We start from the raw sequence: 23,834 nt of genomic DNA on the forward strand, positions 1-23,834 counted from the left end.
TTGGCCAAATCTGTAGGGGCGGGTTTTACCAACCATCTCTGTCAGAAATGAACAATATAATAAACCCGCCCCAGCCCAACGACAAATCCGAATTAATATTTTTTGAAGGGGATCGAACATCAGGTTAATCAGGGTTATTGGTTGGGTGGGGGCGGGTTTTTATAGATTGTTTGTGAGCCTCAAATATTGTTGGTAAAACCCGCCCCTACAGCCGGATCGCATTAATCAATTAAAATCTCAATGACAAACTCGGTTCCTTCTCCCGGTGTAGAAAAACAACTCAGTTTGCCGCCGTGTTTTTCTTCTACAATTTGACGCGCGATCGCCAGTCCTAACCCAGTTCCTTTGCCCACGTCTTTAGTGGTAAATAGATGGTCGAAGATATGATTTTTCACCTCTTCTGACATTCCTTTTCCGTTATCGGCGATGGAAATTTTTACCTTTTCACTTTCTACTTTTGTCTGAATAGTGATGTGATTGGGATGGGCTTGAATTTCGGCAAAAGTCCGTCCTTGATTCGATTCTTCTAAGGCATCGATCGCATTTGCTAACAAATTCATAAATACCTGGTTTAATTGTCCCAAATAACATTTTACTTTGGGAATATTGCCGTACTCTTTAATGATTTCAATTTCTGGATGCTTGTCGTTCGCTTTCAGGCGATGGCGTAAAATCATCAAAGTGCTGTTGAGGCCTTCGTGGATATTGGCCTCAACTTTATGGGCCGTATCGGCGCGAGAGAAAGTGCGGAGGGAGGTGCTGATGTTTTTGATGCGCTCGCATCCTATTTTCATTGAACTCAACATCTTGGGTAAATCTTCTACTAGATAATCTAAATCTATTTCCTCTGCTTTCTCAATCAATTCTGCTTCGGATGGAGGAAACTTTTCTTGATACAGGCGCAAATAATCAATTAAGTCTTGAACTCCAGCATGAGCTTCATTAATGTTCCCGGCAATAAAACCAACGGGGTTGTTGATTTCATGGGCAACCCCTGCCACTAGATTACCTAATGCTGACATCTTTTCACTTTGGATCATTTGCATCTGAGCTTGCTGAAGTTCATTCAAAGTCTGCTGCACTTGGTGATAGAGGCGGGCATTCTCCAGAGCGATCGCCGCTTGACTAGAGAGAAAATTCAGCACTAGGAGGCGATCGCGACTAAACACCCCACTTGTGATCCGATTTTCTAGATACAAAATGCCGACCAGATTCCCCTGATTTAGAATTGGCAAACCCAGCAAACTCTCTGGTTGGTGGTGCTCTAAATAATCGTCAATCACAGGCAGATCAGTTTTGAGGTGATCGATGGCAACTGCTGCTAGGGTGTTTTTGACATACTGGATTAATTTAACGGGAACGGTGGGATTGTTCTCTAGGGGTTCCCTTTGCAGGCTAATGTTTTCCCAGGTAGCTATCGCCCGCACTTGCCATTGTTGATCTTGGCACAGCATCAGTACACAGCGATCGGCTCCAGAGTTTTGTAGCATGGTTTGGGTCACAATTTGCAGTAACTCATCCAGGTCGATCGTGCTGGAAATCATTTGGGAGATTTGCAGCAGAGTCGAAAAATCTAGAGCCTGGTTAATGGAGGTGCTTGAGGTAGTGTGATGGGTGATCGAAGGAATTGAGTAGGTGGGATTGGTGAGGGTGGATAGGGTTTCTAAAATAGTGAAGGGTTGGACGCACTGTTGTAAGATGGGACGCAGCAGATCGGGATAACGTTTTTCTAGGTCATCGGTTTTGGCTTTTGCTCCCCAGCGAGCGTAACAATAGTAGGCTTCCTGCATATAGCCTGCGGCAACTTTTTCTTTGCCCCAATTGAGGTATAATTTAGCTGCGAGTTCGTTTGCTAAGGCTTCTTCGTGGAGGAATTCGTTTTCTTTAGCGAGTTGAATGGCGCGATCGTACAACTCAGCAGCCGGCCATTTTTCTTCAGCAACACGAGCCATCTCCGCCTCTAAAAGCAGAAATTTGGACAGACAGTTTTCAGGACAGTTGTGTGCCCAAATTTGAAGTTGTTGCCGATTATTCTGAAGAATTTCTTGATAATCTTTGGGTAGTTTTTCCGGTGCTTCCCCATAAAGTTGCAATACAGTCAAAGACTGATAAAAACAATGCACAACACGTTGAAATTGTCCATATAGTGCATTAGAAAAGTCGGCCGCCGCTACTAACATTTCATAAGCTTTAGCATACTCACCATAGGTAAAAAACAAAAATGCTTTAGCGAAATAGTAAGTGCTACTGCCATAGCCATAGCCAATTTCATTGAATGTTGCTAGCGCCGACTCTTCATCAAATGTTTCAGAGCTAAGGCTATACTTTCCTATCGTTAGCCCTTGCAAGTTCTCTAGGAGCTTGCACTGAAGAATTAGGGCAAATGCTGTCGTAATCTCAGTCCGTTCCGCAAAGCTGATGTACTTTTCATGTCGAGCCAGCAAACTGTGAATATCGCTTGAGACGATCGCCTGCTGCCAGAAACTGAACAGAGCACTGTGATGACACCAAGAAAAATCACCTACCTCCATTGCCCCCTGATAAGCAGCTTGTTGCAGAACAAGATTGGAACTGACGTGCTTGCGCCAATGGTTGATAAAGTTGCCGAAGGACATATAAATTTTGCCATTCAGGCTGGTGTTATGAAATTTTTCATTCACCTTCAACCCTAAAAGTCCAAACTCATAGCCCACTTCATAGTCTTGAAAGCGTTGGCAGAGAATTGTTCCATACCAAACATAAACAAAACCCGCCACATTTGTATTCCCGTATTGCAAACAGAGATTGGTCATGTGTAAAACAACCAACACTAACAACTCCTGATTAGTCAGGTAAGTGGGCGGTACCATGTTCATTAGCAGTTTGATCTGCATCTGGCGTTCTTCATCGACAATGAGTGGTGCGTCGATTAGTCCTGCAACTTGGCGCTGATTTAAGGTTTTTTTAACTTCCAGAGCCATCTCTTCTAACTCTGCTTCGTTTGGCATAATCGCCAGTTCTAAGCCTAACAGTGTCAGCCCTTCAATTCCTACCTGAATCGCCTTTTGATACAGGGCATTATTTTGATAATGAGTTAGCTGAATCGCAATAATTTTGGCTCGCTCAAGACTTGAGTTGGCATAACTAAATGCGATTTTTATCAAATTTTCAGCTTCCTCAAAATGACCTGCTAAAAATTCAGCCTCAAGGCTTTCTAGATACATCGTAAATGTTAATTTATAAGCCGACTCCCATTTATTAGCTGGTAGAAAAGTTAAACCGAAAGCGAGATATTTAGTCGCCGATTCATAAGCAGTTGAGAGTTTAGCTCTCTGCCCTGCAAAGAGGCTAATCTTAGCAAGCTTGGTTCGTTCTTCTTGCTGCGTTATTAGCTCCGAGCCAATGATAAAGTGATTAATAATATCGAACACCTCTTCTCCTCTTTCAACCTCGGAGAAATTCGGAAGAAGTAACTGTCCAATTTTGAGATGGGTTGCTTGCTTTTGGTGAGCGGGAATTAATGAATAAGCAGCTTGCTGAACCCGATCGTGGAGAAATTTGTAGTGAGGTAATTGAGCGGCGGTATTTGGCACGTTGGGGGTGCTTTTCCCCTCTTCTTTCCCTATATAAAACTTGTAAATTTCACTGGTTGGTAAGATGAATCCTTCTTGCAAGGATTTCCATAAATCGGCAGCAGTTTCTTCCGGCGACTTCTCGCTGACTACCGCCAATGTATTCAAATCAAACTGCGCTCCAATGCACGCAGCCAACTTCAGCACATCCTGAGTTTTTGGCGGCAATTTCTGCAATTGCACCGCCATAAACTCCACTACATCATCGGTGATAGTTAGGGCTTTGACTTTGGCGATATCGCACTGCCACCCCCCTGTTACCCCCCTGTGTCCTCCCCTGATAACGGGGGATGTTACCCCCCTCTCTCCCCCCTCCGTAAGGGGGCATGAAAGGGGGGTGGGATCAAACGCAATCAGCCCATCTTCCTGTAGCGCCCTGAGAAATTGCGTGGCAAAAAATGGATTGCCTTTGGTTTTTTGATAAACTAACTCGGTTAATGGCTGAGCAAGAGGGATCTCGCACGAGAGCGTATCTGCTATCAAATCGTTAATATCCGTTTGACTCAGAGGTTCCAAGGTAATAGTATTTACCGTTACTTGGGATTTTTCCATCTCTGCTACTGCCAACATAAATGGATGAGCCGGAGATACTTCGTTATCTCGATATGCCCCAATTACCAGCAAATTCTGACTATCTTTTTCACTCATCAACACTTGCAAAAGCTTCAGAGATGCTGAATCTGACCATTGCAAATCATCCAAAAAAATCACTAAGGGATGTTCTTTTGTAGCAAAAACCGAGATAAATTTTTTAAATAGTAAATTGAAACGATTTTCGGCGGCACTTCCCGAAAGTTCAGAGACAGGCTGTTGTTTCCCAATAATTCGTTCCAATTCAGGAATTACTTCTACAATAACTTGACCGTTTTCGCCAAGAGCCTTGATAATTTTCCTTTGCCATCGTTCTAGCTGAGCGTCGCTTTCTGAGAGTAATTGATCCATTAAATCTCGGAAGGCTTGCACAAAAGCACTAAAGGGAATGTTGCGTTGAAATTGGTCGTATTTGCCTTTGATAAAATAACCGCGTTGCCGAACTATGGGTTTGTGAATTTCATTGACTACAGCGGTTTTCCCAATGCCGGAAAATCCGGCAACTAGCATCATTTGGCTGCGGGATAAGTTCGAGTCCGCCCAGCCGCCCTTAGTAAGGCGTGAGTCTTCTTTTCCCTGGTTTCTCTCGTTCCCAGGCTCTTGTGGGGAACGAGATTTAGAGGGGTTTGCTATTCGCTCGAATGCTGCTAATAATGCAGCGACTTCGGTTGCTCTGCCGTAGAGTTTTTCGGGTATGATAAAGCGATCGCAAAAATCTCGTCGCCCAATGGCAAAACTCTCAATTTTACCTGTATCATTGAGTTGTTGCAAACATTTTTTTAAATCTGCTTTCAGCCCTAATGCACTCTGATAGCGACATTCGGCATTCTTGGCAATCAATTTGCTGACAATTTCCGAGAGGACAATGGGTATTTCGGGATTAATTTCACGTACAGATGGTGGGTGCTGGGCAATATGGCAGTGGATCAATTCCATCGGATCGCTGGATTGAAATGGCAATTTTCCTGTCAGCAATTCGTAAAAAGTTATACCTAATGAATAAAAATCTGTGCGGTAGTCAAGGCCGCGATTCATTCTTCCTGTTTGTTCGGGAGATAAGTAGCTGAGTGTTCCTTCGATCACGTTGGGACTCATCAGCATTTGAGTTTCTCGCGGCAGCAAAGATGCAATACTAAAGTCAATGAGTTTGACTTGTTTAGTCTCAGGATTTATTAAAATATTGGCGGGTTTAATGTCTTTGTGAATGATGCGGTGGCGGTAAAGTATATCTAATGTATTGCTTAGATCGATCGCAATTTGGAAAAAATCAACCAGAGATTGCACGGCTTTTCCTTTCCCCGTCCATTCCTTCAGAGAAATTCCCCCGAAGTCTTCCACAATCAGCGCATAGCCGTTGCGGTAGGGCTCCAAGCTGTAGGTTTGGATGATTCCGGGCAAATTCAGGTTTTTGGCGATCGTGTATTGATTGCGAAAATGCAAGAGTTCGCTGAAGCTGGGATACTCGTTTCGCAAGACTTTGATGGCGACCGGTTTTTGGTCCGAGAGGCGAATTCCGCGATAAACTAGGGTGCGAGTGCCTGAATAAATTCGAGCGAGAATTTGATAGCCAGTTAATTCTATCATAGCAATAATTATTTTTTAGATAAATATTTGATTTACTCTTACAATCTAGTGCAAATCAGATTCTTCCTTGGTATTAATACTTAAAAATATAACAAATTTCGCAGCGCGCGAACAGCTAACCGTTAACGGTTAACCGGATTCGGTTAACCGTTAACAGTTAACCGAAGTCAGTTAACCGAATTCATTCTGGCTTTCAAGGCATCTCGCGCTTGTTCTCGATCGTCAAAATGGACTTTTTCTGTACCCAAAATTTGATAATCTTCGTGTCCCTTTCCTGCAATCAGCACGCCATCTCCGGGTTTAGCGTCCATAATAGCAGTGCGAATTGCAGCGGCGCGATCGCACAAAACCATCGGCTTTACTGCGGCGGGAATTCCTGCTAAAACATCCTCCAAAATGCGATCGGGATTTTCAGTGCGCGGATTGTCGGAAGTAACAACAGTTAAATCGGCTAATTCTGCCACAATTTTACCCATGATCGGCCGCTTAGTGCGATCGCGATCGCCACCGCAGCCAAACACGCAAATCATCTGACCCGGAATAAACGGCCGCGACGCCTTCAACAAGTTCTCCAAACTGTCTGGAGTGTGCGCGTAATCCACAATAACGCTAATATCTTGGTCGGGACTAATTTGCACCCGTTCCATCCGTCCCGGAACTCCCGAAAACTGAGATAATTTCTCCACAATTGCGGACAAATCTAAACCCAATTCTAAAGCAGCACCAACAGCAGCCAACATATTTGATAAATTGAACTGACCGACTAAAGGCAAAACAAAAGCCGTTTCGCCCTTCGGAGTGTGCAGCATTCCCTTAACTCCATTGGGCTGATACTCCAAATCAAAAGCATACAAATCTGCCGTTTTCAGAACAGTGCTATAACTCCAAACTCGGTCGGACTTTAAACTTTCAACTATCCGCTGCCCGTAGGGATCGTCAATATTAATTACAGCGCGATTTTTGAGGTAATCGGAACCAAATAAAAGCGACTTAGCCTCAAAATAATCCTCCATATCGCGGTGATAATCGAGATGGTCTTGAGTCAAATTTGTAAAGACAGCAACGTCAAAATTACACCCTAAAACTCGCTGCTGCGCTAAAGCGTGGGAACTGACTTCCATCACGCCGTGTTTGCATCCGGCTGCTACAGCTTCTGCTAATTGCTTTTGCAGGTCAACTGCAAAAGGTGTGGTGTAAAGTGCAGTTTTTTGGAATCCCGGCCAGCGAGTATAAAGCGTGCCGAAAATCGCCGTCGGCAACTGCATTTCATTAAGCAAAAATTCGATTAAATGAGTTGTTGTAGTTTTGCCGTTAGTCCCGGTAACGCCGACAAGTTTTAATTTGCTAGCTGGATTGCCGTAAAAAGCAGTTGCTATTTGACCGCAAACTTGAGCCATATCCGCTGCTGCGATGACGCAGGGAACCTCTTCTAGCCCCCCCTTAGCAAGGGGGGGTTGGGAAGGTGTCTTCTCGGCTGCTTGGGTGGAAATTATGGCGGCAAGTGCACCAGATTCGATCGCACTTTGCCAAAAATCTCCCCCATCAACCCGAGTTCCCGGCATTCCCAAAAACAAATCGCCCGCCTGACAAGCGTGGGAATTAGTGGATAAACCCTTGACTTCGGCATCGAGGGCGGGATGTTTGGCGTCAAAGGAAATGCTGGGAACTGCTGCTAATAATTCTCTCAATTTCATCTGAAAAACTCCTCGCTTGAATGTCTTGAATATGACTGGCGGAACCGATTTTTGAGCCACTCTCTACAGGTTTTTGCTGTGGGCGGTGCAAAGCCTAATTTTTTTTGGTGCGCGATGTAAAATCTATCTGCCTAGAGTAAGCTGCACACCGAGTACCCCGATGTCAGGATTAAAACCTGAGTTTTTGGGTAAATCTCACATTTTGCACCATTCAATTACTTGTTTAGGAACAGGCAAGATGCCTGTTCCACAAGAAAACTCATTGTTTGTGGAACGGGCCGGAGAGCCCGTTCTTGACAAGGGTGCAACATCTGAGTAAATCGTATTATTGTGACGGATCGATTTGCAAATATTTCTGTAACATTTGCTCCAATTGGACGACACTACAGCGGGGAGAAGGGCGGGGTAACAGTTCTTCAGCGGAGAATGCAGCCTCGCCAGCAGAATTTGTTGGTTGGGGCTGCACTTTAAACAAAACAGGAACTTCGTACTGATAAGCTTGAAACCAGTCATCGCGTTCGGTAATATCTCGGACTTCGAGTTGAAAATTGAGGCTTTCAATCTGTTCGAGTTTTTCTTGCAACCCTTCGCACAAGTGGCATCCGGGTTTGCTGTACAAAATCAATCGCATCATAACAGTAAGATTAAACTCGATCTTAAATTATCAAACCTGCGATCGGCAGTTGGCGAACTCAACGCGAGTAAGACACAACTCAGGGCTTTATTGGTCGCAATGCGCGATCGAAGTTATCTTAGCATTGGCAGCGAACAGATTACCGCGTTTGACAATCAAAACACTACACCCCATCCCTCTCTTTCTTCTCTTCCTCTGTGCCCTCTGCGCCTCTGCGGTTAAAAAATAAATCTAGTTCACAAATGAAAGAGTTAAATTTATTCACACTACCTAATTGTCAAATTAACCTTGACTAATAAATCAATCTTTAGTATAGTATATCAATAGCCCTACATAAAGGAGGCAGTATGGACTGCACCGAATACGCAGAAGCCAAGCGAAAAGCAGCTAAAAAAATTAGCGCCGACATTCGAGAACGCTGGAACAATCGCATCGTTACGCGAGGATTGCACTTGATGGGAGAAGCGGGGGCCGTGCAGTATTTGGCTGATTACGGGCGCGGCATCGGTACGGCAAAAGTTATTGGTTTTGCACTCTGCGCCGAGTCGGAAGGATACCCGGAAATGGCGATCGGCTTTTGGAAAAGAGCGTTTGAATTAGAAACCGGAGAAAAGCCGATCGCCCTCAATACTCCAAACAAATCTAGCACCAATCTTGCTGCGGCTGCAAAATCAACTACCGCTGCCAGAATAGAGACTGTTAATGACCCCGTAGTTCCCGAATTGCCACCGCATTTGCAGCCGGGAAGGATTGTCACCATGCAGCCGGTTGACGCGCCGAGTGAACGTTCTTATTACATCGAAAATCCCGATTATTGGGGACAGCCAAAACGCGACGGCAATCGAGTAGTGGTCATTGCGACGCCAGATAAAGTATACTACCAATCGCGATCGACTAACCTCCGGCAACAAGCATCGATTGAGATCGATCGCACATTAATCGACACAGCCGCTAAAATTGGCACCTTTGTTTTAGACGGCGAACTGTATTACAAAAGCTGTACGGGCAGCGAACACCGCACCGGCGCACAAGCTGCTACAGTTAATATTGAAAGCGGTTTTCCGACAATCCAGCCCAGCGCAATTTATGCCATTTTTAAAAGTTTGTTTTTCAAAGGCAATGATTTAACTTCCGTGGCAGAATCCGAACGAATTGCAGCGGGAGTTGAAGTTGGCGAAATGCTGGCGAATTTATCCCCAGCCTTTGAAGTTGTACCGACATTTCGCACCACCGCCGAAAAACTCGTCCTGGCAAATCAGCAGGAATCTGAAAACAAAGAAGGCGAAGTTTGGGTGTTGCACAACTGTCACTATGTCGGCGGAAAAGATGTGAAAAAATATCCGATGGTGAGAACTAAATACTGTCAAGAACACGATTTGTTTATTGTGGGTTTGACGGCGACAAAAGTAGCGGGGAGGCCGTTTAGCGCCGTCAAAGTAGCGCAAGAAATTGATGGCAAATTAGTGCCAGTAGGAACAGTGGGAACCGGGTTTAGCGGGGAGGAAATGCAGGAAATTGCCCGACTCTACGAGGCTAACCCCAAAAATGTCAAAATTAAAGTGCGATCGCAGGGTTTGACGGAAAGTGGCAAATTATGGCACGCACGATTTCTGGAGTTTTGTTAAATTTGTAGGGAAACGGCACTGCCGTTTCCTTCCCAAAATATGTGAGTTCCAACACATAGGATCAGATAAAATCAGCGGAGTAAAAATCAATGGTTATCAGCAAAAATAATTTCTACATCTCCCCAGAAGATTACCTAGAAGGCGAGCGAGTAAGCCCGATCAAACACGAATACAGACGCGGACAGGTTTATGCAATGACAGGGGCAAAAAAACCTCATATTGTTATTTCAGTAAATTTAGCAAGTTTGCTTAACAATCATCTCCGCGAGAGTTCCTGCTTAGTTCTTTCATCAGATATAAAAGTCCGACTGGAAGAGGCAAATTGCTATTACTATCCTGATGTAGCGGTGACTTGCGACGAAAGGGATACCTCAACTACGGAAGATTTCATTTTATATCCATCTTTAGTAGTTGAGGTATTGTCGCCCTCAACAGCAGCTTTCGACAGAGGCGATAAATTTGCCGATTACCAAACTTCTCCGAGTTTGCAAGAATACGTACTCATCACTCAATCTGAGATTAAAATTGAGTGTTTTCGGCTTAATGCTGAGGGAAATTGGGTTTCTCAGATTTACCGACAAGGAGATGAGTTAGAGTTAATGAGTATAGATTTTCGCTGCCAGATCGCACAAGTTTATCAAAAAGTACCCGGCATGGTATTGTGATGTATGAAACAATATTTTTAGTAGTAATCTCCTCTCGTCTGTACTTGGACAAAAACCTTAAACCTAGTTCTTAGTAAAGACTTTAGTTTTTCTGCCGAAGCTAAAGGAGGGCTGAAGTCATCACTACTAACCCAAAAGATAATTTACTAGGCAGACAGGCAACCAATTGAAGCAAAAGGATAAGAAATAAGTTCGCCATGTCGTACTCCTACTCGATGCAGGGTTTATCAGTAAGCCCTATTGACCTGACTGGGTTGTAGCCCAACATTCGGTAATAGAACCCCTGCTGGGTAAGGAGTTCGCCGTGGGTGCCAGACTCCTTAATCTCGCCCTCCTGCATCACAAAAATCCGATCGCAGTCTACTGCAGTTTCGAGTCGGTGCGTGACCAAGATGATGGTTCTGTTGCGACGTAGACGTTGCAAAGTCTCTAATACCCACTGCTCGTGCTTCAAGTCCAGCGCATTCGTGGGTTCGTCGAGGATGAGTATGGGAGCCTTAGTGACGAGTGCCCGCGCGATAGCTAGGCGCTGTCGCTGTCCCCCCGATAGGTTTTGACCGCCCTCAGCGATCGAGGTATCATACTGATCCGGCAAGGTTTCGATGAACTCGGCTGCCCCAGATTCAACCGCCGCCTCCCGAATATCGGAGAGCCTCGCATCCGGGCGACCGTAGGCGATATTCTCGGAGATCGTTCCGGGGAAAAGCGGGCTGCCTTGCGAGACGAGCGCCATGTGTTTGCGGACATCGGCAATCTTAAGGGTGCGGAGGTCAAAGCCGTCGAGAAGGACGCTGCCCGATGTCGGGTCGTAGAAGCGCGGCAAAAGATTGAGCAGCGTACTCTTTCCCGTCCCGCTAGGGCCCAAAAATGCTACCATCTGACCGGGCTCGATACTAGCGCTGATGTTCCGTAAAACGGGTTGCCCAGCGTTGTACTCAAAGCTCACGTCGGCAAATGCTAGTGTGCGGGGATAGACGGGAAGCGATTGCGCGTCAGGCGCGTCTTTGATGGCGAGAGGCTCGTCAAGAACCGTAAAGACGCGATCGCATGAAGCTACAAACGTCTGGATCTTGGTCGTGAACCCCAACACCCAACCTATCGGGTCCCAGAACTGCCCCAGGTACGCCATGAATACGAGCAGATCGCCAATGGTCACGCCGCCCTGTACCGGACGCAAGAACTGGTCGCGATAAACTAGATATCCGCCGTAGCCTAAGATTACCCCGCTTCCCAGGGCAAAGACTACCTGAACCGCTAGCGGATAGAGGTTTTCTTGCCAATTGAGCCGCATGGAGGCCTTGACGCTGCGTTCGACCGCCTGCCCGAAGCGCCGCGACTCCGTTGCTTCTCGACCGAAGGACTGGATTAGCCCGATCAACTCTATAGCTTGCTGCATGGTTGAGGTCATCACCGCATCGGTCTGCTTCGACTCCAGGGCTCGACTCCTAATCCTTCCCTCGAAGTACCAATTCGCCAGTATTAGAAGCGGAGTGAACGAAAGCGCAAACACGGTGAGGAGGACGTGGCGCGACAACATGATCCAGATCATCGCCGTCAGCGTCACCGATGCGGCCGTGGAGCCGATGAGCGTATCGATTACCCCCCACGGGCCAAGACTGTCGTAGCTCAACCGATAGATTGCGTCACCCTGCGATCGCTCGCCGTGCCAACCAAGACTCAGTGCCTGCATTTTGTCGTAGAGTTCGGTACGAACGCGCAAGGTTCCGTTGTACTGGATGCGGTAGTTCAACATCCTACGGAGCATGAAGACGGTATCGCTCAGGATTCTAATAATCATCGCGACGAACGCCATTCCGAAAATTCGGTTCAGCGTCCTTTCACCGAACGGGGCAAGAAACAGTGTATGAATCCAGTTGGATTTCGGAGTTGGTGACAAAACCGTATCGACTAGAATCGCGATCGGCCAGGCGTTGAGAAGGTTGAAAAGCACCGATGCCCCGATTAAAAGCAAGAGTGTGACTATCAGCCATAAATCTTGGCGGAAGTAGAAAATAGAGCGCAGGACGATCCGCACCAACCAATGTTGGTTAATTAACGGCAGCACCATTTTTGGTGAATTCTTCTGGCTCTTCAAACGTGCTTTGAATGGAAAAATCATGGCTGTGCTGGATGCCTCTAAGTAAGACAATGCACCAATTAGGAAGTTTCACCTCAGTCAGAGAAGCCAGAAATTAACTTTGGGTTTTCACCCCTGTTGTCAAGCAGGGCAGATGGAATGTGAGATTATTCGACTGGTGCAAGATGTAAGGTAGAGTTTCGTTGTTTAAGGGTAGCTAAATAGAAAGCGAGCTCGCGTATGCTTCCTGGTGTGATGCGTAAGCGTTGCTTTCCCGAAAGCAGTCACCAAGTTGAAATAGTCTCAACTTTTAGTGCGGAACTTTCCTCAATTGGTCGATCGCATCCAAGCAAAAACCCCATCAGTCGGGCAATAGGGCTAACGCCCTCGCCCAATAGATAACTACAATATTAGGGAAACCTTCAGTAAATCCAAAGCTCTCTGCGTTGCAAAGGAGCCGGCATCGTCAGTTGGTCGAAACTAACTGAAACCAGACGCAATTTAGGCTAGACTCGATTTTTAGCGATTGTCGATAAATTTGTTATTAACGCCCCAAAACTTGGAACTGGAAAACCCTCAAAAGTAAATTTTGTTGAAGCTTTCCGTTTTGCTGGAGTGGATGGCTTAACCAGAACAACCATCGGCCCCGAATCAGAAGCATTCAACTGCTCCTCATTCTCGAACAACGACCACGGACGGTAATCGTTGACACATATTCCCTTCTAAGTAATAAGCTAACACAGATAAAAACAGGTGTGCAAGCACCACCATTCGTTGTATCGCTCGCAACAACACCCACAGCATCACTAATAGGGGAAACACCACCCACACAACCAACACAGGAAACTGCATTGCCAACTGCAACGCCACCTGGGCCGGAAGCATTAGCACCAGAACCAGTTTCCATTCAACTAGACAGATACATTTAACCCGGTAAATCCCGGACGCTCGCCAGGAATAACCGTGTATGGCAAGATAGAGAAAGCAGCAAGCTCTCCTATCAAGGAGGTATCTCTCCAAGCTTTCAACAAAATATTGAAAGCACCGTTTTTGTCTCTGTCCAGAGTGTGTCCGCACTCTGGACATTTAAAGACTTTAGACCCGCCTAATTTAGTATGGACCTGTCCACACTTTGAGCAGGTTTTTGATGTGTACTCTTCTGTTACGTCTACTACAACACCACCGTGCTTAAATGATTAAAATCTTACACCTTTCAGACATTCACATGGGCAGCGGCTTTTCCCACGGCCGGATTAATCCCGAAACAGGTTTAAATACGCGGCTGGAAGACTTCGCGGCGACGCTGAGTAAATGTATGGATAGAGCAATTTCTGAACCCGTAGATTTAGTCATATTCGGCGGCGATGCTTTCCCGGATTCGACGCCTCCACCGTTTGTTAAAGAGGCTTTTGCTCGCCAATTCAGCCGCTTGGTTGACGCGCAAATTCCGACGGTTTTGTTGGTAGGAAATCACGACCAACATTCTCAGGGACAAGGCGGCGCGAGTTTGGGGATATATCGGACTTTGGGAATACCTAAGTTTATTGTAGGCGATCGCCTGGACACTCACCTGATTCAAACCCGCAGCGGGCCCGTACAGGTGGTAACATTGCCTTGGTTGACTCGATCGACCTTAATGACACGTTCCGAGACTGAAAGCCTGTCTATGGGCGATGTTAACCAATTATTAACCGAAAAACTGACGATCGCAATGGAAGGCGAAATTCGCCGCCTCAACCCCGACATACCAACCGTACTTTTAGCGCACTTAATGGCAGATAAAGCCAGTCTGGGCGCCGAACGTTTTTTAGCAGTTGGCAAAGGTTTTAACATACCCGTTTCCATGCTAACTCGCCCTTGTTTTGATTACGTTGCTCTCGGCCACGTTCACAAACACCAAAATCTCAATGCTTCCAACAATCCGCCCGTAATTTACCCCGGAAGTATCGAACGAGTTGATTTTAGCGAAGAGAAAGAAGATAAAGGTTTTGTGTTAGTTAATTTGGAACGGGGGAAAGCAGAGTGGGAATTTTGCACTTTGCCAGTGCGGGTGTTTCAGACTATTAAAGTGAATGTGGCAGAATCGGAAAACCCGCAAGCCGAGTTAGTTAAAGCTATTGGCAAGAAGGAAATCCAAGATGCGGTTGTGAGATTAATTTACCAATTGCGATCGGAACAATTAGATTTAATCGACAACGGAGAATTGCACGCACTTCTGGGCGAAGCGCATAGCTACACAATTCAACCGGAATTAGTCAGTCAGTTAGCGAGACCCCGGTTGCCAGAATTGAATGCTAATAATAGTATAGAACCCTTAGAAGCTTTGAAAACTTATCTGGCAAGTCGCGAAGATTTGAAAGATGTTGCGGAGAGTATGTTGGAAGCGGCGCAGGGTTTGTTGGGCGGTGCGGAGGAAGTTTTGGTTGAATTTTAGTCAAGAATCGCGCATCTAATTACAAAATGATTTGGCTGTCAAATATTGTAGTGGGGGCATCTTGCCCGCCCTAAATATACTATTTAACTCCCAAAAATCTCACCCACCGCCAACCGAGTTCCATTGGCAAAATCCGCCCCAGACTGCACCTTTTTCCCCGCCAACTGCACCTCCCGCAACAATAACAAACCATCAGCGGTTTGGACGATCGCCCCCAACCCCTTCACAACCTTGACAACTTCCCCATTTGCGCCCGACAACTGGGCTAAAACAGGCCATTCGCGTTCCAAAACTCTCAAATCCGCTGGCATTTGCAGCCAATATTCCGGCCCGACGGGTACAGTAGCTATCACCTTCAGAGAATTGCCGCGAAAAGTCGTCGTGCAATCCGGGAAAAAGCCCCTAACTTGATTGTGAAGGGCGATCGCACTTTTCGACCAATTCAGGACATAATCCGCACTCTTAATCATCGGCGCATAAGTCGCCTCAGCATCATCTTGAACAACAGCTTTAACCTTATCGTCTCTCAATTTTACCAAAGTTTCCACCAACAAATCCGCCCCAACTTCCGCCAACCTATCCGCCAAAGAATCAGCATTATCCAACAGCGAAATACCAGCAAAAGCCTTCAACAGCATCGCCCCAGTATCCATCCCCGCATCCATCAGCATAGTAGTAATTCCTGTTGTCTTTTCCCCGTCAAAAAGACAGCGCTGAATCGGCGCGGCACCGCGATACTTCGGCAAAATTGAACCGTGAACGTTAACGCAAGCCAAACTAGGAATATCCAGAATTTCTTGAGACAGAATTTGGCCGTAAGCCACCACCACAAACACATCCGCCTCCGCTTCCTGCAACTTAGCAAGCGTTTCCGCATCCTTCTTAATTCGGCGCGGCTGCCAAACCGGGAGACTGTGATTTAAAGCCACATCTTTTACAGGTGAAGGCATCAATTGATTCCCTCTTCCCCGACGTTTGTCCGGCTGAGTCACCACACCCACAACCTCAAATTCTGGGTGACTCAGCAAACTGGATAAAGTAGGAACAGCAAAATCGGGAGTGCCAAAAAATACAATTTTCATAAATTTTTACTTATTTCGTACAGTACAATAATAATAACAACAAAACTACGCCATTAATTCATCCACCGCCACCCTAAATCCTGCCAAAACAACCTGAGTTGTCGCCACCTCACCCGGCTTGAACAAAACCACCTGACTTTGAGTAATTACTAACACCCAACTACTCTTAGGAAACAGCAGCCAAACTTCCAAACATCCCGATTCTAAATACTCCTGTGCCTTATTAGCAAAAACATCATCAGCAAAATCGCTAGGCGAAACAATCTCAGCTAGCAGCGGAAAACTCTGGGGCAAAACAGAAAACTCCCCAACTTGCGCCAACAGTTCAGGAGTAATATAAGATACATCGGGTATCCGCCCTTTTTTCATAGTTTGACAAGTAACTTCCACATAAACCTCGCCCCCTTGGCCGCTTGAGATCATGTAACTTCTCCAGTAATAATCTAGCTTTGATTGAATGCGGCGAGTTTTTGCAGTCATTCCTGGTTTCCCCACTACTTCTCCATTTACAAATTCTACAGGATGTTTGACTATAACTTTACCGTCCGCCCACTCCGTCCCGTCAGGAGGATTTTGCATCCATTCTTCCAAAGTTAAATCTAACTGTTCTACACTAGGAATTATCATGGGATTTACAGTTTTTAGTGTTCATCTCAATCTTATCATATCTGTCAGAGCATGGAAAGCCCGTCGAATCTCCTGCTGAAACTCAGCCGCAGCTTATTTGCCGACACCGCCGAACAAGAAAAGTTTATTCATGCCGTCACCAATCCCCACACTTTTAATCCTGCTATCTTGTGGCTGCAACCAAAACCAACAGGAAACCCATTTAATCTCGAAATTCCCGTTTCTTGGCAGCCGGAATTTGTAGCTAGACTAGCCTTAGAATCCCAACCGGGAAAACATTCCTTACATCAAGCCGGACATTACTAAGCTGTCACGCATTTAAATTGCATATTCAGGGCTGGCTCTTAGGCCCACCCCACAAGAATTAGATTGTTTTTTGACATTCTATTTAAATGCACAACAGCTTACTGTCTCGACTTTTCCTCAATCTTCGCCTCCTCCACATTGTTAACAATACCGCAGCCAATCAAACTAATCTTAGATATGTGCGCCGCCCGGACGCAAAAGTGTCTTTGCCTGGAAAACATTAAAGCCAGAATTGCTCTTGTGCAACGAAGTCATAGGCAAACGCATGGGAATGCTGATATCTAATTTAAGACGCTGCCAAATTCAACCATCCGCCGCCGCCAACGCCGATTCAAAAATACTTGCCGAAAAGATGCCACAAACGGCTAATTTAGTAATAGTGGATGCTCCTTGTACTGGTCAATCACTCTTAGCAAAAGGAGACAAAGCACCAGGCTGCTTTCATCATGTCACCATCAACAGCAATGCCAACCGCCAAAAAAGAATTTTAGCCAATTCTGCTAAAATTGTAGCGCCCCAAGGTTATCTTGCATACATGACCTGCACTTATTCCACGGCAGAAAATGAACAAGTCAGCGAATGGCTGTTAAGCAAATTCCCCGAATTTGGGCCAGTCATTGTTCCTCATTTAGAAAAATATCGATCGCACGTGACAGAAATTCCTTGCGATCGGATGTGGCCGCAAGATAGACTAGGAGCAGGAGCTTTCACCGTTTTGTTTCACAACACCTCGGATGGAGAGAGAAATCAGCTACCAGCAGATTTTCGAGATTTAGCTCGTTTTACTCTGTAATTATCCACTTTTATTGAAAATGATTTTATCTCAATTCGCCACAGCAATTTACCGACAGCTACACAATGCGACCGCAGCATTTTTAAATTCTCTGAAATACAGTAGGAACAAGGCACTGCCAAAAGGTGACAAATTAACGTTAAACCGACCGTATCTATTGTTTGTATCGAAGTCTAGATCCCCCCTGACCAAGGGCGGGCACGGGGGCACCGCCCCTACTAAGGGAGGGACAAGAAATATTCTCAAAGTCCCCATTTTCAAGGGGGATTTAGGGGGATATATACTCGACGACAAGCGAGATTTATTATGGGTTTGGGTCTTAATTGGTCACGCATTGGGACTGCCGTGTACCTACTCACTTGAAAACCGCTATCGACTGCAAACCAAACGTGCAGCCTGCATTTTCCTAGCTTTAAGTTTGCTAATATTAAGCGGCTGTCAAAACAGCACAACCCCAGCCTCAAAAAGCGGCGAACCCATCGAACTCACACTGTGGCACGGCATCAATCCTCCGCCAAATCGCGACGTATTTCAAACCCTCACAGACCAATTCAACAAAACGCATCCCAACATCCAGATCAAACCAGTTTACATCGGTCAGCCCGACCAACAACTACCAAAAATACTCACAGCAATAGTTGGAAATGCACCGCCGGATGTGCTGTGGAATGGCCCCTCAATTGCAGGAAAACTAGCAGAACTCGACGCAATTGAACCCTTAGAAAACTGGCTCGACAAATCGCCCCGGAAAGCCGAAATCGACCCGGCCCTCTTCGAGTCAATGGAACTTGGCGGACACACTTGGTCAGTTCCCCTAGGCACAAATAACGTCGCCATATTTTACCGTCCCAGCTTATTTGCAGCAGCAGGAATCAAAGAAGTGCCGCACAATTGGGCCCAATTAAAGCAAGTAGCCCGATCGCTCACGCGAGATACCAACGGAGACGGCCGCACAGACCAACACGGCATAGTGCTCCCCCTAGGCAAAGGAGAATGGACAGTATTTACCTGGCTGCCATTCATGTTCAGCGCAGGCGGCGAACTCAAAGGCGAAATACCTCAAAGTCCTGTACCCCAAATAGATAATCCCGGTTCTCACGCCGCCTTAGAATTGTGGAGCGACTTGTTAAAAGAAGGTTCAGCAATATTGTCAGCACCCGAACGCGGTTACGAACTCGACAATTTCATCGCCGGGAAAGTCGCTATGCAAATCACCGGGCCGTGGACGCTAGCACAGTTGCAGCAAAGTGCGATCGACTACGCAGCAATGCCTTTACCCATCCTCAAACGCCCCGCAGCCGTCGTAGGGGGTGAAAACCTATTTTTAATGAAAACCTCGCCAGAACGAGAGCGAGCAGCCCTAGTATTCTTAGAATACGTTATAGGTGAAGAATTCCAAACAGCATGGGCATTGGGAACAGGTTACTTACCCATTAACTTAAAATCGAGACAGAGCCAAGCTTATCAAAGCTTTGTGGAAAAAAACCCTATTTTGCGAGTATTTTTAGAACAAATGAACTCAGCCAGAGCGCGACCCATTATATCAGGTTACTCCCGCCTGTCAGAAAACCTCGGTCGCGCCATAGAGGCAACCCTTCTGGGCCGCAACCCCCAAGACGCCCTTAAAGAATCTCAAGAGCGTTTGACACTAACCTTAGATATTGCAACAGCCAAAAAGAAATAGACAATAAAAAATATTTTTTATTGCTGTAAATTATCCGCTTTCACTGTATTCGAGCGAAAGACTTGAAGCCTCGATTAATGGGTTAAAAATCTAGTGAAAATCACTACCACCTGCACTTCTAATCAGAAACCGTGTTTCTTGCCCCAGACTTACCTAAAAGCAGAGATTTTACGTCGCTGTTATTGGTATTTTAGGTATTTTAGGTATTTTAGGTATTATTGAGTACAGTGCAAAATGTTAGGGTGAATTGAGTTACGATCGCCCGACACAAAAAGACAGCCGCTGTCGCTCGGTAATAAATTTTTAACAAAAACCAAAAATTTACAAACCAATTGCTTAGCCATTAGAGATATATTTACAAAAAAGCGATACTCCCGAAATTCATGGGCAGATTTGATCGAACAAAAAAACCGATCCCTCAACGGCACCACAAAAATTTAGCTCACAAGCTTCTCCCAGTACCTACCACTCATGACCTACCATCACCTAATAGAAACATTTTCTCTACCCTGTGCCTGTCCCGTGCCACATCCTGAGACCCCAACCACCGTCCACCTTTTCCCCAAACGACAATGCAGACAAAGTTCCTTAACGCAATCAAAGGACATCCCTGGCGGTACTTCCTCGCAGTAGGCGCGATCGCCCTGGTCTACTATTGGGCGTCGGAATTCGCCATTTCCACCCTCACCCTCAGTTCAGAAATTTACCCGATGTGGCCAGCAGCAGGAATTGCCCAAGTCGCCCTGCTGCTGTTTGGGCGGCAACTGTGGCCGGGAATCGCGATCGGAGGCTTCCTGTTCAGCATGAGCGTACCGTCGGCCAACATCGGCACGGCATTGATCTCGGCAGGCGCCAGAACCCTGCAAGCGTGGACGGGAACTTATCTACTCCAGGGCATTAACTTTAGCGCTAGGCTCGATCGGCTCAAAGACGTTTTAGGAATAGTCGGACTAGCAGCCTTGAGCTCTACCCTAATCAACTCCACCATCGGCAGCATCGTCGTCTGCCTGACCGGTTTATCTAGCTGGAGCGATTTTGGCACGATTTGGGGGACTTGGTGGGTGGGAGACGCTATGGGAATTTTGCTCGTCGCCCCGCTACTACTGACGTGGCAACAATTGCCCAAAGTCCCCACCCATCGCCAACAGATAGCTGAACGAGCGATTTGGCTGCTGCTGCTACTAGCAGTCGGCTGGCTCGTCTTTTGCTCCCGCACCCGCGCCGCCTACGCCCGCTATCCCCTCGAATACTTACCATTTCCCCTAGTAGTTTGGGCTGCCTTTCGATTCGGTCAGCGCTACACCGCCCTCTCCAACTTCATCCTCTGTGGCTTCGCCATCTGGGGTATAGCCCGAGGCAGCGGCCCCTTCCTGAAACACGCCAGCAGTATCCCGCAAGCGCTGTTATCCCTGCAAGCCTTCATCGCCGTCATCGCCGTCACCGGCTTAGTCTTAGCTGCCACCGTCGCCGAACGCCACCAAGCAGAAGCCTCCCTGCGCGCCAGCGAAGCCAGCCTCGCTAACGCCCAACGCATCGCCCAGCTAGGCAACTGGGACTTAGACCGCAACGCCCAGCAATTGCGGTGGTCAGAGGAAATTTACCGCATCCTGGGACAGCAACCAGGAACTTTTGAACCCAGCCTGGAAGCCTTCTTGGAATACGTGCACCCTGAAGACAGAGAATTAGTCAAAACCTCGATCGAAGCCGCTTTATTTCAGCAACAGCCTTACAGCATCGACTACAGGCTCATACTCCCCGACGGTAGCAACCGCACAGTCTACGAACAAGCCGCCGTCACCTCCCTCTACATCACCAGCACCGTCCAAGACATCACAGACAGAAAGCAAGCCGAAGCCGCCCTGCGTTCTTCAGAAGAAAGATTTTCCAAGGCCTTTCACGCCTCCCCAGTCGGGATCAGCATCTGCACCCTCACAGATGGATGCTTCCTCGATGCCAACGAAAGCTTTTTGCGCTCATTAGGTTGGCTGCGGCACGAATTTCTCGGCCGCACTCCCAGCGACTTAGGAATGTTTGTCAATTCAGAAGACGGGGGGCGACTCGCCCAGATTTTGCAATCACAAAATTCGATCAGCAACCAAGAAATCAAAATTCGCACCAAAGCCGGCGAAGTGCGCGACTGGCTGCTGTCAGTGGAACTCATCCACCTCGGCAGCACTCAGTGCGTTTTAATCATGACTACCGACATCACCGAACGCTTGCGTTCCGAAGAATTCCGCCGGGCCGCATTAGCCGCCGAAGCTGCAAATAGATCCAAAAGCATTTTTCTCGCCAACATGAGTCACGAACTCAGAACCCCCCTCAACGCCATCATCGGCTACAGCGAGATCCTGCAAGAAGACGCCCGAGACCTTGGTGCCGAAGAGTTCATAGACGACCTCCAGAGAATTAACACGGCCGGCAAGCACCTACTAGACCTGATTAAAGATATTCTCGACTTGACCAAAATTGAAGCAGGCCGCATAGACTTCCACCTCGAAACCTTCACCATTTCAACTCTGGTTGAGGAAGTAGTTGCCACGATCGCGCCGATGGCAGACAAAAATAGCAATATTGTAGAAATACAATGCCCCGATGATATTGGATCGATGCAGACCGACTTGACTAAACTCCGGCAGTCTCTGCTCAACATCCTCAGCAATGCCGCGAAATTTACTTGCTCCGGCGCGATTACCTTCGCCGTTACCCGATCCGTCGAAACCCCCGCCGACTCTGCAAAGAAAGGCAAAAAACTTGGAGCGTATAGAGGAGGTGGCAAAGCTGAAAATAGCTTGTCTCTCTTATCTTCCGCTCAAGATTGGATCATTTTTACGGTCAAAGATACCGGCATTGGCATGAGTCCCGAACAGTTAGCCAAAATCTTTGAGCCTTTCACCCAAGCCGATTCCTCAACTACTAAGAAGTACGGCGGCACTGGTTTGGGGCTGACGATTACTAAGAAATTCTGCGAAATGATGGGCGGAGACATTACCGCATTCAGCGAGGTGGACAAAGGTTCTACCTTTACCATTCGGCTGCCAGCTATTTTCACCGACCTTTCGATCTCAACCGAAAAGTCTGACCAATAATATTTTTTTACAGTTATTTTCTATGCCTGTAAATTTTATTGGCCTCCGCACTTGGCTGATTATTTCGCTAACAGATAGGGAGATTTTCCCCAGAATTTATCACATTATAAAGTAAGTTTTTTACGAGGTTTTTCTAATATAGAGTAATCTTAAATGAGTCGTATTTTTTTTACCCCACCCCAACCCTCCCCGAACCCGCTCGATCGGGAGTAATAAATTCACAAATGATGTAGGATTGCTATAGAGGTAGAAGATTAGGGCGGGTTAGATAACCCTAATTAATTTATGAGTAAATACGAAAAGTCCTGAAATCGTTTCGGCTGGCATGGGAATAATAATTTTTCCTGTCCAGTACCCGCGTCCGCGATCGTTTTTTGGGTTCCACCTAGTTTTTGAGGGTAAGTTCACTTGATTAATAGGTGGTAAAAGTATAGTCATTTATAGGCATGGGAGGCTTCAAGTCCCTCCCCCTTCACTTTTACTTTGAGCGGATTGACCCGCATTGGCCCAACTACGCAGCTCCCTATCAAGAAAGCTGAAGGCATTTGGGATTGCTTTTCTGAGGATGTTGTACGAAGCGTTGATATCAGAATTAATTAACTGACCAGTCGATGTTTTGTACAAACCTCGCTTGATCCGCTTACCAGTAAACATCGGCTCTTTTTCTGTTTTCCCGTAGACAGGGATTGGGTCTAGACCCACGAAGTTGGCCCGCGATGTGTAGGATTCTTCCTGCACAATTACTTTAATTCCCACCAAGCGAGCTTTGTATTCTAACATCTCAATTAATCGAGAGTGAGGAATACTGACAAAATTTTGGTTGGTTTGTTTACCTAGATTGATATCGGTTTTCCACTGTGCATTTTTGCCGATTACCAGCGTTCCAATTTGGTTCACTACCAAATGGTCAACAATCACGCGACTAGCATGATGCAAGTAATTATCAACTTTTTGATGGCGACAACGAGTTAAGCGCGCTCATCCGGGGTGACGTTTTGCGATTCCCTTTTAACTGGGATTGTAATCGGGATTTGCGTTTGTTGTAGAACTGGTTAATCGATTTTAATGGTCGCCCGTTAATCAACAAAGGGATAAATCCCGGCTGATTTGAAGTTAACGCCACTAAATTATCCAGTCCTAAATCAATACTAGCTACAGAGTTGGCATTGCCAAGGGTAGACTCCGCTTCATCATAAATCACCTCAATTACATAGGAATCACATTTCGGAACCAGTCTAACTTGACAAATCTGGTTGGGATTGAGTTTGGTTTTGATTAAAAGTTCAGTACCCGAAAGTTTAATAATTCCTTTCTTCAACTGTTTACTACTAATCGCTTGAA

General features: G+C 46.4%; 15 protein-coding genes and 2 pseudogenes. 9 read left to right on the forward strand and 8 right to left on the reverse strand.

From position 1 onward, the window contains the following. Window positions 1-221 precede the first annotated feature (221 nt). Together QT990_RS20275 and QT990_RS20280 are read right to left on the reverse strand one after the other, a co-directional pair. A complete protein-coding gene (locus QT990_RS20275; protein ID WP_333465680.1) occupies window positions 222-5,786 on the reverse strand; it encodes an AAA family ATPase in 5,565 nt (1,854 codons plus the stop codon). Between the two features lie 167 nt (window positions 5,787-5,953). Beyond that, window positions 5,954-7,480: a UDP-N-acetylmuramoyl-L-alanyl-D-glutamate--2,6-diaminopimelate ligase gene (locus tag QT990_RS20280; RefSeq protein WP_333465681.1), complete on the reverse strand. Its 1,527-nt coding sequence runs from the start codon at window positions 7,478-7,480 to the stop codon at window positions 5,954-5,956. A gap of 160 nt (window positions 7,481-7,640) precedes the next feature. Here QT990_RS20280 and QT990_RS20285 point away from each other — a divergent pair, with 160 nt between their 5' ends. Next, window positions 7,641-7,799, forward strand: a complete 159-nt coding sequence (locus QT990_RS20285; RefSeq protein WP_333465682.1) for a hypothetical protein — start codon at window positions 7,641-7,643, stop codon at window positions 7,797-7,799. A gap of 6 nt (window positions 7,800-7,805) precedes the next feature. Here QT990_RS20285 and QT990_RS20290 read toward each other — a convergent pair whose 3' ends face one another. Continuing rightward, window positions 7,806-8,111, reverse strand: coding sequence for a glutaredoxin family protein (locus QT990_RS20290; RefSeq protein ID WP_333465685.1), 306 nt, complete (start codon window positions 8,109-8,111; stop codon window positions 7,806-7,808). Window positions 8,112-8,461: 350 nt separating this feature from the next. Between QT990_RS20290 and QT990_RS20295 the strand changes: the two genes are divergently transcribed. After that, window positions 8,462-9,739: an ATP-dependent DNA ligase gene (locus QT990_RS20295; RefSeq protein ID WP_333465683.1), complete on the forward strand. Its 1,278-nt coding sequence runs from the start codon at window positions 8,462-8,464 to the stop codon at window positions 9,737-9,739. Between the two features lie 89 nt (window positions 9,740-9,828). Beyond that, window positions 9,829-10,404 carry a Uma2 family endonuclease gene (locus tag QT990_RS20300; protein WP_333143419.1) on the forward strand — a complete coding sequence of 192 codons (576 nt, stop codon included), beginning with the start codon at window positions 9,829-9,831 and terminating at the stop codon, window positions 10,402-10,404. 208 nt (window positions 10,405-10,612) lie between these two features. Here the strand turns inward: QT990_RS20300 and QT990_RS20305 are convergent, their stop codons facing one another. After that, window positions 10,613-12,523 carry an ABC transporter ATP-binding protein gene (locus QT990_RS20305; RefSeq protein ID WP_333465684.1) on the reverse strand — a complete coding sequence of 637 codons (1,911 nt, stop codon included), beginning with the start codon at window positions 12,521-12,523 and terminating at the stop codon, window positions 10,613-10,615. A 713-nt stretch (window positions 12,524-13,236) separates the two neighbouring features. Here QT990_RS20305 and QT990_RS20310 point away from each other — a divergent pair. Next, window positions 13,237-13,410: a hypothetical protein gene (locus QT990_RS20310; protein ID WP_333105884.1), complete on the forward strand. Its 174-nt coding sequence runs from the start codon at window positions 13,237-13,239 to the stop codon at window positions 13,408-13,410. Here QT990_RS20310 and QT990_RS20315 read toward each other — a convergent pair. Beyond that, window positions 13,393-13,665: pseudogene (locus tag QT990_RS20315) on the reverse strand (zinc ribbon domain-containing protein); the annotation flags it as partial. The gene QT990_RS20310 and the pseudogene QT990_RS20315 sit on opposite strands and share 18 nt — an antisense overlap. A gap of 8 nt (window positions 13,666-13,673) precedes the next feature. On the opposite strand from QT990_RS20315, the gene sbcD reads away from it, so the two are divergent. Continuing rightward, a complete protein-coding gene (gene sbcD / locus QT990_RS20320; RefSeq protein WP_333143421.1) occupies window positions 13,674-14,915 on the forward strand; it encodes an exonuclease subunit SbcD in 1,242 nt (413 codons plus the stop codon). Between the two features lie 83 nt (window positions 14,916-14,998). Here sbcD and fmt read toward each other — a convergent pair whose 3' ends face one another. Further along, window positions 14,999-15,997 carry a methionyl-tRNA formyltransferase gene (fmt, locus tag QT990_RS20325; RefSeq protein ID WP_333143422.1) on the reverse strand — a complete coding sequence of 333 codons (999 nt, stop codon included), beginning with the start codon at window positions 15,995-15,997 and terminating at the stop codon, window positions 14,999-15,001. Between the two features lie 45 nt (window positions 15,998-16,042). Next, entirely contained in the window at window positions 16,043-16,624 is a 582-nt protein-coding gene (locus tag QT990_RS20330) for a Uma2 family endonuclease (protein ID WP_333143423.1), read from the reverse strand. A 51-nt stretch (window positions 16,625-16,675) separates the two neighbouring features. Between QT990_RS20330 and QT990_RS20335 the strand changes: the two genes are divergently transcribed. From QT990_RS20335 to QT990_RS20350, 4 genes are all read left to right on the forward strand, one after another. Continuing rightward, the gene (locus tag QT990_RS20335) at window positions 16,676-16,930 is read left to right on the forward strand and encodes a hypothetical protein (RefSeq protein WP_333143424.1); all 255 of its coding nucleotides are present in this window, start codon (window positions 16,676-16,678) and stop codon (window positions 16,928-16,930) included. A 232-nt stretch (window positions 16,931-17,162) separates the two neighbouring features. Further along, window positions 17,163-17,723, forward strand: coding sequence for a hypothetical protein (locus QT990_RS20340; protein WP_333143425.1), 561 nt, complete (start codon window positions 17,163-17,165; stop codon window positions 17,721-17,723). Between the two features lie 19 nt (window positions 17,724-17,742). Beyond that, window positions 17,743-19,407, forward strand: coding sequence for an ABC transporter substrate-binding protein (locus QT990_RS20345; protein WP_333143426.1), 1,665 nt, complete (start codon window positions 17,743-17,745; stop codon window positions 19,405-19,407). 572 nt (window positions 19,408-19,979) lie between these two features. Continuing rightward, window positions 19,980-22,493, forward strand: coding sequence for an MASE1 domain-containing protein (locus tag QT990_RS20350; protein WP_333143427.1), 2,514 nt, complete (start codon window positions 19,980-19,982; stop codon window positions 22,491-22,493). A gap of 434 nt (window positions 22,494-22,927) precedes the next feature. Here the strand turns inward: QT990_RS20350 and QT990_RS20355 are convergent. Continuing rightward, window positions 22,928-23,834 (reverse strand): annotated as a pseudogene (locus tag QT990_RS20355) (RNA-guided endonuclease InsQ/TnpB family protein); the annotation flags it as partial.

Origin of the sequence: Microcoleus sp. T3_B1 (genome assembly GCF_036700445.1) — a bacterium.
Classification (GTDB): Bacteria; Cyanobacteriota; Cyanobacteriia; order Cyanobacteriales; family Microcoleaceae; genus Microcoleus.